This is a genomic window from Kistimonas asteriae, from assembly GCF_018263925.1.
GTDB classification, from domain to species: Bacteria; Pseudomonadota; Gammaproteobacteria; order Pseudomonadales; family Endozoicomonadaceae; genus Kistimonas; species Kistimonas asteriae.
In genome coordinates this window covers 1-16,205 of sequence record NZ_JAEVHF010000021.1, presented here as the reverse complement: position 1 = coordinate 16,205, position 16,205 = coordinate 1, and the positions used below count along the sequence as shown (strand labels likewise).

Here is a 16,205-nt window from a genome sequence, read left to right as displayed (position 1 = left end):
AGTATTGAGCTAACGATTTACGATCATAATACTTGTGATGATTCATCTACTCAAAAAGCGCTTTAATACTGTCCTGATCTTATTCTTGTTTTTCATCCATAGGTAAATTGAATGAGTACTGATGACCTTCCTCCAGCGTTCCGAGAGAAGCGAGATAACCAGCTTCGTATGCGGCTGCCTTCTGTTCCCACACAGTATCAACCTCAATCGCGATCAGGCTCTGACCCGCGCTTATATCCTCTATGTTATGAGGTTGGACTATTACACTCGTGCTTGCGCCTGATGGACCAACGTCATCGGTTGAAGACATACTTTTTGAGCGACCTGCTACTTCCCCTTTTGCAGCAGAAGTCTCATGACCTGGTATATCGACTACGGTGCTGGCTGCAATCACCAGACTCGTGGTTGATGTTTGTTTTTCCATACGCTGCTGCTCTTTTTTTGTCTCCTCTTCTGTCTGAGTGTTTTTTTCTTCTTGTTTACAACCCTCTGTTTGCGTGCTCTCTGTTACTGTTTCAGCTACTACCGTTGTAACTGGAGAAGTGACTGTTACATCAAACGTGACCTTCCGATTTTTTTCTTGCAGCATCTTTTTCTCACTTATTGGAATACTCTTGAGAGCTGCACGCCGTTCGCGCAATTTCGTTAGTTCTTTACTTTTCATAATTAGTTGTCTTCTCAGGCATTGCCTCTTATGGGAAGTTTCTACATCAATGTGTTCATCTTCAATAATACTGGTGAGCATTGATGCTTCATCGTAAGCATCATACGTTGTTATACTTAGCATTTTATCTTGATACATTTTATCAAGTTCCTTTTGTATGGCGGCTATTGCACTTTCCAACGGTTCAATTTCATTTGAAAGTTGCTCTAACTCCTTTCGCTTTTTCCTGTTGTCCGGCACATCTGTAGATGATGCTGCCACAGGTTGTGCCGTCGATACTGTCGCTCCCTCTTGCGGCAAACCAGACCTGTCAGGTGATTCAGCAATGCCTGTCTCGTTTCTGCCCGTAGAGGGGGCAACAGCCTGTGGTTGAGACTGTTCGTTTTCCGCTTCAATATCCTCTAACAACGGCTCTAAATCACCACTTGCCAACTGATGATAGAGACGCTTAAACGCCTGATCATTCCTCTTTAAGCTTTCTTTGTTTGTTATTAGATCAGCCTCTAAATTAGCAACCCTACCTGGGGCTTCCTTATAAAAAGTACGCAACTGTTTTTTTCTGTCCTCAATTAAATCATCACTTGCATCTTTAGCATCACGTTTTAAATATTTTATTAATTCTCCTTGTTCATATGCCAAGACTTCCCCACAGAAATCACGTTTCTTTCTTAACATCTCCACATCTGACTCTATACAGACTTCATCCTCAATTAAAATAAACCGTCCCCCTAATAAAGACGCAGACTCATCTTTTAGCCTTTTTAGATTGTCCAGCTTTTCAAGCTTTTTTAGCTCTAACTTTTCTAACTCTCCTAACATTCCCGACTCTCTTAGATCTCTTAGCGTCTTCAATTTCTCTGTCGAGTCAATAGATGTTTTTATGGAGGGTGGCTCTGTTGGCTCTTTACTCTCTGTTTGTATATATTTTTCTGCAGTTATTAGTTCAGCTCCCGCCTGAACGCCTGTATCTGCCACATTACGTTCAGCTTGCTGGAATCTGTGGCATAACCGGTCAGATGTACAACCATCCTCATGTATAGCCTCTGTTTGTATTCCAATCGATTCAAGATGGCGTTCAACTTGTGCGGTTATTGAGACTTCATGTCTTTCCTGTTCTTCTGATACAGCCTCGCCTTTCCCTGTGGGTAGCTCTATATCAACTGGTTCAGTTTGCCTCTCTTCAGCCTTAAGACACAATACCGATTCGCTCGCATCCTCTTCAAAGTTTGATCCAGCAGGCTCCTTAGGTTGGCATGGTTTACAAGAAATACAGGATGTAAAGCAGGCTCCAATACTATTTGCTCTACCTCGTAAGGTTCTGCGGGAATCGCGGGATGAATCACCCCCCCCTGTCACGCTCTCGGAATGAGCAAAACGAACCTTTCTGAAAATGTGCTGGGATGTTTTAGGTGAAGCAGAATATGCAGGTGGTTGACTGCTACGTCCCTGTTTCAAAAACCGGATCACTGCTGCATAACCTCCTTAAATAAACAGCTACTAAAAAATATCCTCATGACAGTAGAGGATATCCTTACAGCTCTCAATAACAACCATGTGGCATATCACTGACTTCGAATAACCAGAGCGTCAGTATGACTGATGCTCACACTGACTTTCGATAGTTTAAGGCTCACGCGGATTTGAACGCGGGTCATCCGTCTGCAACCATGACTCATGAATGAATTATTTTCATCCATGGGCTGCAAATATATCGATTGTCACTGTACACACCTTTCCTTAGATTGCCCTCCCAAGAACCTACCTATCTCACCACCGATGCCGGAGTGGCATTGGTAACAGGAGTGACCTTTATGCCACTGGCTATTATGCCGGTCGGGCTGGTTATCAGTATTGCAGTGCTGGTATTTGCCGCCGCGTTCAAAAAAATTCATCCATTCTTTGCCCTGATTGCCGCCGCCATTATTTTCTCCCTGTTCTCGGGTATGAACCCGGATCAGGTGTTTACCGCCTTTTTCGATGGTCTGGGGGATACCGTTGCCAGCGTGGGCCTGATCATCGCCATCGGCACCATCACCGGCATGCTGCTGCAGAACTGTGGCGGTGCCGAAGCCATGGCACGCGCTATCCTCAAGCGCACCGGCACCCGTAACGCCGACCTGGGTATGGCACTGACCGGTTATTTCGTGTCACTGGCTGTCTTCTGTGATGCCGCCTACGTGATCCTGGCGCCACTGGCCCGCAAGCTGAGTGCGCTGTCCCAAACCAGCATGGCGACCATGGCGCTCTCCCTGAGCTTCGCCATGCTGACCACCAACCAGCTGATTCCGCCTACCGCCGGCCCCATGGCCGCTGCCGGTGTTCTCGGTGTGGATATGGGCATGGCGATCATGCTGTCCATGCTGGTGTCGATCCCGGTGATTGCCATGAGCTGCTTCCTGGCCCGTCGTTTTGGCCGGGATTCCCGCTATGAATATTTTGTCGATGAAGACACCCTGTCCCTGCTGAGTGATGAAAACGCATCCGGCCCATCAGCCACGGAAGCCTTTCTGCCAATCCTGCTGCCCCTTGCGCTGATGATGACCAAAACCTTCTACGGCATGCTGATGCCAACAGAAGGCGTCGTTTGGGAAGGTCTGACGATTCTGGGCCAACCGGCCGTTGCCCTGCTGATTGGTTTGCTGCTGGCCGTTCGTACCTACCGTCGGGTCAAGCCTGAAGACAAGCAGGTGGCAACTTATGACGGCGTGTTCGGCGATGCCCTGAAAACCGCCGGCCAGATCACCCTGATTGTCGCTGTCGGCGGCGGTTTCGGCGGCCTGCTGAAAGCCTCGCCCCTGCAGGATGTGATGACCAGCCTGCTGGCCGGTTTCAACATCGGTCTGCTGGCCCCCTTTATCATCGGCGTGGTACTACGTACCGCCATCGGCTCCGCCAGCATTACCCTGCTGACCGGCGCAAGCATGATCGGCCCGATGCTGGGCGTACTGGGCCTGGGCTCACCGGAAGGCGCCATCATCGCGATGCTGGCCCTTGGCGCTGGCGCCAGCATGATCGTCCACGGCAACGATAACTACTTCTGGATGGTGTCCTCCTGCTCCGGCATGAAGACAGAGACCGCCTTCAAACTGATTCCGAAGACCAGTGTCATCCTGTCGCTGACAGCCCTGGCCGCCACCTGGCTGCTGAAGCTGGTGCTGATCTGACGCCCCTGAATGCACTGAATCAAACGACAACGTTTTACTGTTACTGAACTGAAGACCGAACCGGTTAACGAGGCATAGTATGACCAAGACCACCGAGCAATGGATCAACGAACATCCGCTTATCCAGGACATGGTTGAACTGAAGGAAACCCAGTGGTTCAACCCCGGTGTCACGACGCTGGAAGAAGCCCTGCCTTACGTGGGCCTGAATCAGGACGATATCAACGACGCCAGCGCGCGCCTGGACCGCTTTGCACCGTTTATCCAGACCATGTTCCCGGAGACAGAATTCTCCAACGGTATCATTGAGTCACCGGTACGCGCGGTACCCGCAATGCATTCTGTCATTGAAAACCGCTACAGCGTTAAGCTGCCCGGCCAGCTGCTGCTGAAACTCGATAGCCAGCTGCCCATCTCTGGATCCATCAAGGCCCGCGGTGGCATTTATGAAGTGCTCAAGCACGCGGAAACCCTGGCCATCAATGCCGGTCTGCTGACCGAGCAGGACGATTACGCCAAGCTGACCACTGATGAATTCCGCCAGTTCTTCAGCCAGTATTCTGTTGCTGTCGGCTCTACCGGCAACCTGGGGCTTTCCATCGGTATCATGAGCGCCCGTCTGGGCTTCAAGGCGTCTGTGCATATGTCTGCCGATGCCCGCCAGTGGAAGAAGGATATGCTGCGCGCCCACGGCGTTGAGGTGGTGGAATATGAATCCGACTACAGCATTGCCGTTGAAGAAGGCCGTCGTCAGGCAGAATCCGATCCGACCTGCTATTTCGTCGATGACGAAAACTCCACCAACCTGTTCCTCGGTTATGCGGTTGCTGCAGAACGCCTGAGAAAACAGCTGGATGAGATGGAAGTTGTGGTGGATAAAGACCACCCCCTGTTCGTCTACCTGCCCTGCGGCGTTGGCGGTGGCCCAGGTGGTGTGGCGTTCGGCCTGAAAATGGCATTCGGTGATAACGTGCACTGCATCTTTGCCGAGCCGACCCACTCTCCCTGCATGATGCTGGGTGTTTATACCGGTCTGCATGACGAAATCTCCGTTCAGGATTTCGGTATCGACAACATCACCGCCGCGGATGGTCTCGCCGTAGGCCGTGCTTCCGGTTTCGTTGGCAAAGCCATGGAGCGCTTGCTGGATGGTTACTTCACCGTGACCGACGAGGAAATGTACTGCCTGCTGGCCCTGATGAACCGTCACGAGAATATTCGTCTGGAGCCGTCTGCCCTGGCGGGTGTACCCGGTATCGCACGCGTTCTGAGCGAAGAAGAAGGCTACAAGGCCCGCATGGCGTTCAGTGAAGAACAGCTGAACAATGCCACCCATATCGCCTGGGCCACCGGCGGTAACATGGTGCCGATGGAAGAAATGCGCAATTACATTCGCAAGGGACGTGATTATCTATCTACCGAGATAGCTAACTAATTTAACTGATCCTGCGGGCTGTAACTATATTGGTTACAGCCTGCCATACCCACCCTGTTGTGCTGACAACAGTCTGCCATGCCTCCCTCATGTAGTGCGTTAGTCCTGAACTCGTAGAAGCCTGAGGCTCTACGGGCAGGTATTGGATAAATCGGATTAAATCCTGAGGCAGTGGAAGCGCTTTGCATCGGGCTTTGAATTCTGCGGCATTTCCACCCGAGCACTTTATGAGTAGACGCCTGATAGCAGGGCGACACACCTTCATAAAGTTGAGTTGATTCAGCTCCACATGTTCCATAATTCGCTTTAATGTCACATCCGTAAAATTCGTTGAAATACTGTCTCTGGTTTGGGGGCTACTAAATAAACCTCGAACGGTGTCTTCATTTCCATTAAATGCCATGACTTTAATATCGATATTTGCACCAGCCTCTAGCAGCAAAGAAAAAGCTTCCCTCGATGACTTAGCAATATCTCTTGCAGTGGTGCTGTTGGCGTTCTTAATTAAGGCATTATACAACGGCGTATGTTGCCCAAAATCCAATACATCCATATCAGCGCCATATTGAAGCAGTAAGGAGGTGGTTTGAGCACTGGTACATACATGCAAATGTAATGCTGTACGCCCTATGTTATCCTTTAGCTCCAGATTGGCACCATTTTCCAACAGCAACTCAGTGATCATAGGTGCAGACCGAGACAGCATTGATCGCCATAACGCTCCATTGGAGTCCAAGATATTTTTACTGAGAAGATGCAAAGGGGTCAGTCTCTTTTTATCTTGTGCATTTACGTCAGCCCCAGCAGCAAGCAGCAGCGCCACATTAGATATGTACGGTTTCATAACGGCCTTATGCAGGGGGGTTTGCTGTTGTTTATCTTTCACATTAACATCTGCTCCTGCTTTCAACAGCACCTCTGTTGTTAATGGGTTATCATACGTAGTAGCACGATGTAATGGTCGCTTTCCTTCATTGTCACCAATATTACAAGAAGCACCAGCCCCGATTAACAGATCAGACATTTCATCTACATCACTATCCATCTCCGCAATTTCATGAAAAATAGTGCGCCCTTCACTATCAGCCTGATTAATATTTACATGGGGCTGTTTTAGTAAACATTCGAGAATTTCAGGCTTACGATGCTGGCAGAATACAGCTTCCCATATTAGTTTGTGGTCTTTTATTTGCGCATCACTGATAAAGTACCCGCCTTCTACCAACACCTTAACAACAGAAAAATGCCCTTCTCTGATTGCACACCTCAATGGGGTAAGACCTAAACAATCAGCTATATTCTGTTGAGCACCGGCATCTATTAATGCTTTGACGATGGAAGCAAAACCTTTTTCGGCAGCTATATGTAATACTGTGCGCTGAGCATCTCCAAACACCTCATTAACACCATCTGGTTTATCTATGCACATACATGGTAATAGAGCCTCAACACCCTCTACATGGTTAATCGATACAAAATGCTGCAAAAGTCGAGTATGAGCCCCTGATGTATCTATCTCCCTCTCAAGATCATCATCAGTTATTCCCCATTCAACTTTGACTTCCTGTACTAACCGATTTAAGGCTTGTAGATCATAAGAAGTGGATATAACACGACCACCAGCGCCAGTCGATGTAGAAGTGCCGACTGCTGCTCCATTTTGCGCACCTGCTGTTGAAGTCGTTACTGTATCAGTTGTGGTTGTCGTTACTGGAGTGGTAATCGGTTTCCCATTCATGAGGAAAATCCTCCTTAGAAATTCAATAAAAAATTTAACTCGTTATGATGTCATTTATTCCCGATCATCATAGGCATTTAATCATTTACGGAGATTACATACGTCAATGAACAATGTCGGCGACTTCCATTGTCACCCTTTACTCTGAATTTGAATCCAGTCTATCGCATAGGATTAGGCAATAAACTTGCTGGTATACTGCTGAGATCTTTTCATGCCGTCATATACCATAAAGGATCATAGCTCGATTAAGCGTGATACTCAGTAATAGAGACTCAGCATGATTAAAAAGTGGACCGAAACCTGATTGATCCGCTTATCAGCTATCAACGGTAACTTATTCCTTCCAACCTTTCTCACTACCCTCTTCCTCAACAGAATAAGGCATTTGTTTAAATCTTTGTTGCAAACTCACATCAGGGCGACTTTCTGTTATTGAAAATTCCGGCATATTTAAATTTCTTATGCCATATGGACTGCAATGTTTTGACAGTGATTCTTTAAAAACCTTGTAAATTTCAAATTGTCCGGTAAGCGATGCGCATGCTTCAAGTTTACTACGTAGCAATGAAAGCAATGCTCTAGCCTTATCTTTGCTTATGGATTTGTTTTCATTAACAGCTTTATCTGCTTCATCAGTAGTTATTATCCCGTTGTTCCTTAATGAGTCTGTTATAGTAGTAATACTTGAGTAAGATAATAAAACTATAGCGTCATGCTTTTCAGTTAAAAATTTAATAACAGGACTCTCTGGCTTAGCTGCTGCCAAAACTGGCTGAGGACTTACAGCATATGCCGCCTGCGGCCCTGCAGGGTAAGGTGCAGATGCTACTATTGGTTGCTGCGGATACGCAGGTTGTGGCTGAAAAGGTGCCGGTTGCTCTGGTGCAGTAGATACTCCTAAGGGCATTACTTGATACTCAGGGTGGTCCCTAAACTTCTGATTATGCAGGGTAACGACTCGACGCAAGATATTTGTTTGAATCCGACAATCTTGGTATTTTTCTAATACTTCATTGATAGTCTTTACTCCTAGACGGCATTCTTCCTCGACTTTAGCTTGTACATTTTGATCAAAATCACCTTGACTCTGAGACTGATGGTATGAGGGAGGAAGGGGACGTGATTGCATAAAATTCTCCTTTTGATAAAAATTTATCAATATAAAACAGCTATTAGAAGGAGTTCCATACAAATCAAAAAATGATTAAATCATAAGAAATGTATAGCTTACTCCTCACTTATAAGAACATCGTACCGGCAATAAGTTCCAATTCCAGATATATATTGTTGCTTTAACAAACAATACTAAAGAACAGGCTTATGAGTTAATACAGTGCACAACTATATTCAGGTTTTCGTGAGTATCCAAGCAGAGTGTTTCACAGTTTGTTACCGTTAAAGCTTCAAGGTGGTGAACGTACTGTTATCGACAAGACAGGTAACAGAAATACATAATAACAGTCATCGGTGACGCGGCTGCATCGCAGAAAAATAAAAGATGTATGACTAAAAAGATAACACTCTTATAAAAATCGGGCTGTCACTGTATTTTCTGATAAGGTTGAAAGGTATCACAGGTCTGTGGTCTTCATAATTGTTGGCTGACATTGAATAAAAGAAACAATCTCACCGGGTAAAGGAAGTTTTTCAGTTATATATTTGAATGTCTGGTCATCTCTACGCTTTGCTTTGATATGGCCACGTATAAAAATTCGACATAGGCTTTTAAGGGGAAAGGGTAGTTCTTTTGTGTAATTTAACAGGCTCTTGATTTCCTCCATCATATCTACGGCTATCCCTTGTCCCTGCAGATTTTCTACCAGCATTGGAAGCTGTTGTCGTACTGTCTGCATGTTCTGGCCACCAGGTATATCAATACTCGCATCCGCCTCCAACAACAAGATTAGGTTTTCTATAAGTCGTCTTCCATGACGCGTTCTATCTTCAGAATTCCCTAATATCTCCAACGCGCTATGCAATGGTGTATAGTTCATGCCATCCTTTACATTGATATCGGCGCCATATTGCAGTAGCAATTGAACAGCCTCCGGGAAAACTGCTGTTACTACGTTACCTAGTGGGGAAAATTCTGCATTGTATATTACATTATCTGTGTCAGCGCCAGCTGACAGTAGTGCCTCAAAGGTATTCAATGTATTGGATTTTTGATTAGAACTCGCAAAAAGCAACGGTGTAGCAAGCCCTTTGCTCCTTGCATTTACAGCGGCACCAAACCCAAGCAATGTGCGGACTATCTTCCCGTCACTGTGTCCAGCCGCTCTACTCAATGCAGTCTGCCCCTCCTCATCCCTCTCATCAATGGGTATACGGCATGCAGTCATTACAAACTGTACAGCCTGACAGGAGCCACTCAGGGCTGCCAGATGCAAAAGTGTATATTTTTTATTACGTGTAACGCATTTTGTATCCGCTCCTGCATCAATCAACGCCCTGGCAGCAGCAAAATTATTCGATGTAATGGCACACGCCAATGACGTAAACCCTTTCCTATTCGGCTGTTCCATGTAGGCACCATCTTTGATCAACAAACGGATAAAGATAGGTGGAACATCCCTGTCTATGGCAGCCACATGTAGTATGGAATCACCATTATTATCAATTCTGTTAATGTTAAAATTAAAACGTTCAGCAGCGAGACCATTCATCAGATTTTCATACTCCCGTAGCTGACTAGAACGTATCACCTCATACAGTAACGTTTGCCCATGGTTATTAACGTAATCATTAATTTCAATTGCTCTAGTTTGTTTAACAACTCTAATTTTGCGTTCAAAGTAATGGATGCTGGCAGGAGATACATTAAGTTGCAGGCCTTCGGTAGACGTATAATTGAGTTGCAAGGTTACGGTAGATGTAAAGCTGAATGATCTGATAGTGCATGCAGGGTCTGAGAACTCATATTCTTCTTGCGGCACGCATTGCAAGAAGGACGCTAATGTTTGCCTGATCATAATTCGCATTACCGTTCGTAAGTATTGCCATTATTCATATTGACCCTGACAACAACACGAAATTCCATTAAAGGTATAATGATGTGTAACCAGTACGCCAAATACCAGTAACAACCTCCACGACCTGACGTTAAATCGTATATCAAAAGACATGCTACTGATTACCAGGTGTATGTCTTAATAACCAGGGTGCTCGATTTCCCTGACCTGCTTTAACAACCATTCCGTGAACGCCCTGATTTTTGGTTCATTAATCCGCCACGGTTGCGACAGCGCATAATACTGGTGCGGAGATTTCACCTGCATTCCACCAAACGGCGCCACCAGCTCACCGCGATCCAGCCGTTTTTGTACCAACTGTCGTCTTCCCATCGCGATGCCACCAGCATTCAGTGCGGTTGTCACGGCAAGGTCTGAACAATCAAAGGTGAAACCCGGTATCTCGCTGATATCACCGAAACCGCTGGCTTTTGCCCACAACGCCCATTCAGAGTCATGCGCCGCGTGGGGCCACGCTCTTGCATCATGGAGCAACAGGCAGTCTCTGAGGTTTTGCGGGTTTTCCAACAGCTGATAACGCGCCGCATACTCAGGCGTACAGACGGGAAACAATGACTCTTCCATGATCCAGGTACGGTGCAGTCCCGGATAATCATCCCCGGTGTAATACAGTGCGACATCCACCGGCTGGACGCGGAAATCAATATCTTCATTGCCGGTGCGGATATCAAGGGTGATAGCAGGGTATTCAGCATGAAAGTCCGGCAACCGGGGCGCCAGCCAACACTGAGTGATACTGGGCCGGGCAAAGATGATCAGTGCACCACTGAGTTCATTGTTTCGGATCTGCTGGATTTCACCCTGAATATCCTGCAAGGAACCCGACAAGACCCGGTAGAGTCGCTCACCTTCATTACTCAATTGCAACCGCCGGGGATAGCGCCTGAACAGGTCAAACCCCAATTGCTTTTCAAGCTTTTTGATTCGATGGCTGACGGCACTAGGCGTCAGACAGAGTTCTTCCGCCGCCAGGGTAAAACTCAGGTGGCGGGAAGCACATTCAAAAGTATGCAGGTAACCGAGCAGGCTGCCGCTCATAAGCCCGTCTCCGGAAACATCATCGGTTCAATGGACAAACGATTTGTGGACGCCGGTAGAATACGCATCAGGTGACGTTTAGCACGCTGGGTTATACATACTGCCCGGCACAATGTCCGGATGCCCAGGCCCATTGAAAATTGAAACCGCCCAGGTGACCTGTCACATCCAGTACTTCTCCAACAAAAAACAGGCCCGGCTGCCGCTGACTTTCCAGTGTCTTGGAGGAAACATCATCAGTCGCTACACCGCCAAGGGTCACTTCCGCCTTCTTATAGCCTTCCGTGCCAGAGGGCGTTAACGACCAGTTTTCCAGGCTGGCGGCCAGCGCCTTCAGTTCTTCATCACTGTACTGATTCATCGGTTTATGCCCCTTGTCGGTCAAACGACGCAGGTTGCCATTTTCACAGAGAATCAGCGCCAGACGACGGGTCAGGTATTCGGATAACACCGTTCGGGTCTCCGCTTTCGGGCGTTCCTGCTGCTGGGTGCGCAACCAGGACTCTATATCAACCCCTGGCAACCAGTTGATCGAGACGGTCTCACCCTCTTTCCAGTAAGATGAAATCTGCAGAATCGCAGGCCCACTGACGCCCCGGTGGGTAAACAGCAGTTTTTCCCTGAAGGATTGATTGCCACAGCTTGCCACCACTTCAGCACTGACACCCGCCAGTTCACCAAACCGACGCAACCAGGCTGCCGGCATGGTAAACGGCACCAGTCCAGGACGGCGCGGTACCAACGGGTGTTCAAACTGGTGGGCAATGTCGTATCCCAAGCCTGTGGCACCCATGGTGGGAAACGACAAACCACCCGTCGCAATCACCAGGGACTGACAATGGAACTGTCCGATAGAGCTATCGATGCAATAACGCTGTGTCTCATGATCAGCAACAGGCTTAATGGTCTCGACGTGCGTTTTTAACCGGATAGTGACACCCGCATCCCGGCATTCTGACACCAGCAGATTCACAATATCACTGGACCGGTTATCGCAGAATAACTGGCCAAGGGTTTTCTCGTGCCAGGCAATACCATACTTATCCACCAGCGACTGAAAATCCCATTGGGTATAGCGTCGCAGGGCGGAAATGCAGAAGTGCCGATTTTCAGACAGGTAATTCGCCGGCTCGGCATAGAGATTGGTGAAGTTACAGCGACCACCACCGGAGATCAGGATCTTCTTGCCAATCTTATTGGCGTGATCGAGGATCAGTACCTTACGCCCCCGCTGCCCGGCTGTCAGCGCACACATCAGTCCTGCCGCGCCTGCACCGATAATAATGACGTCGTAGTCAGGTAACAGGGGTTGGGAAAGCGGCATGATGATGAGGATCCTGGTCGTTAAGCAAGTGAAGCGGTCTTATTGTGCCGCGCACTATAAACCAGTGCTTCCTGCAGAACCAATGCGTAATTCACCCTGCTGATACGGCTGTCAGGAACAGATACCCCCCTTATTGAAGCAGCAATTCAGACAACATTACTGAATACCCCATTTCTCCAGCACTGCATTCGCCAGTTCCGGGAACCGGGTTTTACGCTTGCCGCCGCCACCAAAATGATTCTGATCAGTATATTCGTAATATTCCGTCTGCAACTGCTCATGAACATGGCGGGCTTCAGCGATAGGGATAAACGGATCATCGACAGACGCATATTGGATGATCCACTGCTGATTCCGGCGAATGGATTCCCAGTCCCACGGCGTATCAAACCAGCCGCCTTCCCGCTCATCCTCCATGCCAAGATCCGTATGGTACGCGGCAACGATGACCGAGCCGATGATGGGAAACTGTTCTGCAAAGCGCATCGCCGCGATGGCGCCGGACGAATGCCCAATGAGAATAGTGTCCTCACCGGCCTGCAGGTCATTACGAAGAAACGGCAACCAGATTGACTGGTGGGCAATGTCATTGTCAGGAAAGGTCGTTCGTACCACCTCTATGCCTTGCTGCACAAAGGACTCAGCCACCTGCGGATACCAGTGCATATCCGCCGTACAACCGCCATTACCATGTATAAAGATAACCTTCACAGTACAACTCCTGCGTTAGCCTCACCCACCAACAGCAAACGCCGCTCACATTACCCGGAAACGCCATTACGGCAACGGACACTCACCCATCTTATAGCTGACAACGTCAGGATTAGAACAGGCGGAACAGGCATTGCTTTCTGATCTCTGCTGCCTTGTCTTTGTCTGTGCACAGACAGGATCATATTGAAAAGTACACACTTCAGGACGTGGTTTCTCACACACTTGCTGCCCGACAGTGGCGCATCCGCTGACCACGAGACCCACCAAAGCAACCATTGATAAAGATTTCAACATCGCTGCGACTCTTTTTGCTGACCTGTTTTCGATCATGATTCTGTTACAGAGCGGATGAGAAAAAAAGGAAATCTTCAGGGCGAGCAAATCAATAAATCTGCCAGTAAGACTGCCGTATTGAGCACACCAGCGAGACATAGCGCTAACGCTACACTGGTTGGCTAGAAACACTTGATCTTATACCTGAAACAGGCGGATTTGCGACAGAAAAGCACCCAATGATGACCAGGCTCCGTATACAAAACAGGTTGAGGCACTATCGTCGCTGATCCGCCCATGGAGCTGAAGCATCTGCCGTTAGCCAAACTAACAATTGAGTTATATAGACAAGACAAATCAGCCTCCATCATTCAAGTATGACTACCGGCCACAAGGTTCTGTAGGCACTATCGAGCTATCTAGACACACAGCGTTGTACCTGAAATATGGATTTAAGGAACTTCTATTTAAACTAGCGATCTTAAAGTCACCATATGTATCAAAAACAAGGATGTTTTATATGCTATTAACACCAATCCAACCCCAGGCATTGCTAACAATCGGAGTGCCAAAAACACCTCTAGCACCTGCTGGATCAATAACGGCAGTAAACCCAACCATTACAGTAGCATCTGTCACACCAGTAGAATCCAGCAAACCAAGAACACCTGATACACGACTTATTCAAGCAATATTATATTGTGATCGCGTAGCCTCCCATTACATCATCTCCGCGTATTATAAGGCGCCTCAGCTATGTAGATCGGCATATCACTGGGCAACAACCCCAACAGCTCAGATTAATACACAAGAGCTTCATGACAGGCTAGTCGGTGAATCTCACGAAGATAATATATTTTATTATGACATAGCTAAAATAAATTCGTTTGAATACACGAACACGCTAATTGATCTCATCAAAAGAGGCGTCTACATAAATAATCAAATACATTTTGCTACAGAGGAAGCAGTAAGAGTCCATGGGGGACTACCCGGAGAAGAAACAGGCTTTACAGAACAAATAACGAAATGGGAACAATGGAGAGATATCAAACGAATCACTGACAGTGATCAATATAAGGAGCTTAGGCCTCTGGACATTGCTCTTTTATTAAATAATACAAGACTTGCAAAAGCGCTCATTGAACACGGCGCCGATGTAAACGTACTCATATTCGGCAACCATACACCACTATACCATGCTGCCAGCACTGATAACCTTGAAATTGCTGAGTTACTGATTCAGCATGGTGCTGATTTAAACAAGACAGGACGTGAAAAAAACACGCCTTTACAGATTGCCATTAAGTACGGACATTTTACGATGGCTAGATTACTAATACACTATAGTGCTGATGTAAATAAATCCGGGAGCGAAAGAGAAACAGCTTTACATACTGCCGTTAGAACAAGAAAACTTAATTTTGTTGATCTTCTTGTCAGATCAGGAGCAGATATAACAAGGGAAAACGACACAGGTGTCACTCCGCTTCAATTAGCTATTGAAGGCCATTTAATAAAGATCATTCATTACCTTGTTTGTAAGACAGGGGATAATGTAAATACAATGGATTATCAAGATACCACGCCATTAATGATTGCAACTAAAGAAGGATGCAATCAATCAGTTAAAGATTTTCTTGAAAGAGGTGCCGATGTTGATGCTCAAGATCATACAGGCATTGCAGCTTTACATATTGCGGCGCGTGATGGGCTTACAGATATTGCCTGTATACTTCTTGATCACAACACCAATATAAATATTCGTGCAGATCGTGGAGATACAGCATTACATTTTGCTGTTTCTATGGGAATGACAGAATGTGCCTGCATGCTTATTGATCGAGATGCACATGTAAACCTGACCGGAAACGAAGGAACGGAAGACGAAGATACACCATTACACGCAGCTGTCTCTAATTTAACGGGTAATCAGAGAAAGGCTGCTTCAGCAATGAGTCTAACTATCAGAGATGAATATTTTCAACAAGCGAAAAAGCAGGAAGAAATTATCAAAGCACTGGTAAAAGCTGGAGCAAGAACCAATTATGTCGATAAAAAAAATCAAACACTGCTAGATATCTTAGAATCAAACAATGAGTTGAACGGCGAATCTTTCGATGAATCGATCGAATTCACTAATGAAGGCATCGTCAATATACTTTCCAACCCACCTCAAACCAATGCTTTTCCGATGTCACAGTTATTATCTCATCAATGTCGAAGTGTCATAAGATACACCATGGGATACCATGTATCGGTGGATAGTATGATAGATCAATTAACAGTGCCTAACTGGGAAGATCCACAGCATCAAACTTTAGATGCACCCACAAATTTCAAAGACTTTCTAAAGTTCAAAAATCCTCATGAATAAGTAGCTGTGCAAAAGCAATCTAATTATTATCGCCCACAGAACGTGGATGATAGAGTGAAAAAATTCAGTATCAAGGGGATTAAAGGTCGTAGATAATTAAGAACCTACTTACACGACCGCTAGCTGATAAAATGAACAGCAACATGAAAAGTACAAGATCCCTCTGTCACAAAATTCCTTCAGATACATATCTTTCGATGTGTTATCGATAAGACTTCCGGATCACGAGAAAGCGAGTCTGCAGCCACATTACACCAGCGTCAAACGCTATGATCACACGCTGGATACACCTCATGACAAGACTGAGATAAATATACCTGATTACCACTGTGGCTCAGCCAGCTTGAGAAGCCTTGCTGGCATGGGGCAGGTTCGCGCAGCCATGTAACCCAGCCTTGATACCATCGCCTTCAAATCAAAGCGCCGGTTAAATCGATAACAGT

At 46.7% G+C, this 16,205-nt stretch carries 10 protein-coding genes and 1 pseudogene; 3 read left to right on the top strand and 8 right to left on the bottom strand.

Annotated elements, in window-relative coordinates:
* Nucleotides 1-79 precede the first annotated feature (79 nt).
* Entirely contained in the window at nt 80-2,131 is a 2,052-nt protein-coding gene (locus KHS78_RS19030) for a hypothetical protein (protein ID WP_211830334.1), read from the bottom strand.
* A gap of 344 nt (nt 2,132-2,475) precedes the next feature.
* On the opposite strand from KHS78_RS19030, the gene KHS78_RS19025 reads away from it, so the two are divergent.
* Both KHS78_RS19025 and dsdA read left to right on the top strand, forming a co-directional pair.
* Nucleotides 2,476-3,828, top strand: a complete 1,353-nt coding sequence (locus tag KHS78_RS19025; RefSeq protein ID WP_211830333.1) for a GntP family permease — start codon at nt 2,476-2,478, stop codon at nt 3,826-3,828.
* 79 nt (nt 3,829-3,907) lie between these two features.
* On the top strand, nt 3,908-5,263 hold the full coding sequence (gene dsdA / locus KHS78_RS19020; protein WP_211830332.1) for a D-serine ammonia-lyase: 1,356 nt from the start codon (nt 3,908-3,910) through the stop codon (nt 5,261-5,263).
* Nucleotide 5,264: 1 nt separating this feature from the next.
* Here dsdA and KHS78_RS19015 read toward each other — a convergent pair whose 3' ends face one another.
* The 6 genes from KHS78_RS19015 to KHS78_RS18990 all read right to left on the bottom strand — a co-directional run bounded on the left by KHS78_RS19015 (nt 5,265) and on the right by KHS78_RS18990 (nt 13,109).
* Nucleotides 5,265-7,001: an ankyrin repeat domain-containing protein gene (locus KHS78_RS19015; RefSeq protein WP_211830331.1), complete on the bottom strand. Its 1,737-nt coding sequence runs from the start codon at nt 6,999-7,001 to the stop codon at nt 5,265-5,267.
* 337 nt (nt 7,002-7,338) lie between these two features.
* Nucleotides 7,339-8,133 (bottom strand): CARD domain-containing protein, encoded by a 795-nt coding sequence (locus KHS78_RS19010; protein ID WP_211830330.1) that lies wholly within the window; start codon nt 8,131-8,133, stop codon nt 7,339-7,341.
* Nucleotides 8,134-8,575: 442 nt separating this feature from the next.
* Entirely contained in the window at nt 8,576-9,976 is a 1,401-nt protein-coding gene (locus KHS78_RS19005; RefSeq protein ID WP_211830329.1) for an ankyrin repeat domain-containing protein, read from the bottom strand.
* Nucleotides 9,977-10,153: 177 nt separating this feature from the next.
* Nucleotides 10,154-11,074 (bottom strand): DNA-binding transcriptional regulator DsdC, encoded by a 921-nt coding sequence (dsdC, locus tag KHS78_RS19000; RefSeq protein ID WP_211830327.1) that lies wholly within the window; start codon nt 11,072-11,074, stop codon nt 10,154-10,156.
* Nucleotides 11,075-11,165: 91 nt separating this feature from the next.
* Entirely contained in the window at nt 11,166-12,398 is a 1,233-nt protein-coding gene (locus tag KHS78_RS18995) for a BaiN/RdsA family NAD(P)/FAD-dependent oxidoreductase (RefSeq protein ID WP_211830325.1), read from the bottom strand.
* 156 nt (nt 12,399-12,554) lie between these two features.
* Nucleotides 12,555-13,109 (bottom strand): RBBP9/YdeN family alpha/beta hydrolase, encoded by a 555-nt coding sequence (locus KHS78_RS18990; RefSeq protein WP_211830322.1) that lies wholly within the window; start codon nt 13,107-13,109, stop codon nt 12,555-12,557.
* 796 nt (nt 13,110-13,905) lie between these two features.
* Here KHS78_RS18990 and KHS78_RS18985 point away from each other — a divergent pair.
* Entirely contained in the window at nt 13,906-15,762 is a 1,857-nt protein-coding gene (locus KHS78_RS18985; protein ID WP_211830320.1) for an ankyrin repeat domain-containing protein, read from the top strand.
* 321 nt (nt 15,763-16,083) lie between these two features.
* On the opposite strand, the pseudogene KHS78_RS18980 reads toward KHS78_RS18985, so the two are convergent.
* Nucleotides 16,084-16,205, bottom strand: a pseudogene (locus tag KHS78_RS18980) (IS1595 family transposase); the annotation flags it as partial.

Excerpts from the sequence above, each read along its gene's own strand:
- KHS78_RS19025 (WP_211830333.1), top strand. The coding sequence starts at position 2,476 with ATGCCACTGGCTATTATGCCGGTCGGGCTGGTTATCAGTATTGCAGTG.
- dsdA (WP_211830332.1), top strand. The coding sequence starts at position 3,908 with ATGACCAAGACCACCGAGCAATGGATCAACGAACATCCGCTTATCCAG.
- KHS78_RS19015 (WP_211830331.1), bottom strand. The coding sequence starts at position 7,001 with ATGAATGGGAAACCGATTACCACTCCAGTAACGACAACCACAACTGAT.
- KHS78_RS19010 (WP_211830330.1), bottom strand. The coding sequence starts at position 8,133 with ATGCAATCACGTCCCCTTCCTCCCTCATACCATCAGTCTCAGAGTCAA.
- KHS78_RS19005 (WP_211830329.1), bottom strand. The coding sequence starts at position 9,976 with ATGATCAGGCAAACATTAGCGTCCTTCTTGCAATGCGTGCCGCAAGAA.
- dsdC (WP_211830327.1), bottom strand. The coding sequence starts at position 11,074 with ATGAGCGGCAGCCTGCTCGGTTACCTGCATACTTTTGAATGTGCTTCC.
- KHS78_RS18995 (WP_211830325.1), bottom strand. The coding sequence starts at position 12,398 with ATGCCGCTTTCCCAACCCCTGTTACCTGACTACGACGTCATTATTATC.
- KHS78_RS18985 (WP_211830320.1), top strand. The coding sequence starts at position 13,906 with ATGCTATTAACACCAATCCAACCCCAGGCATTGCTAACAATCGGAGTG.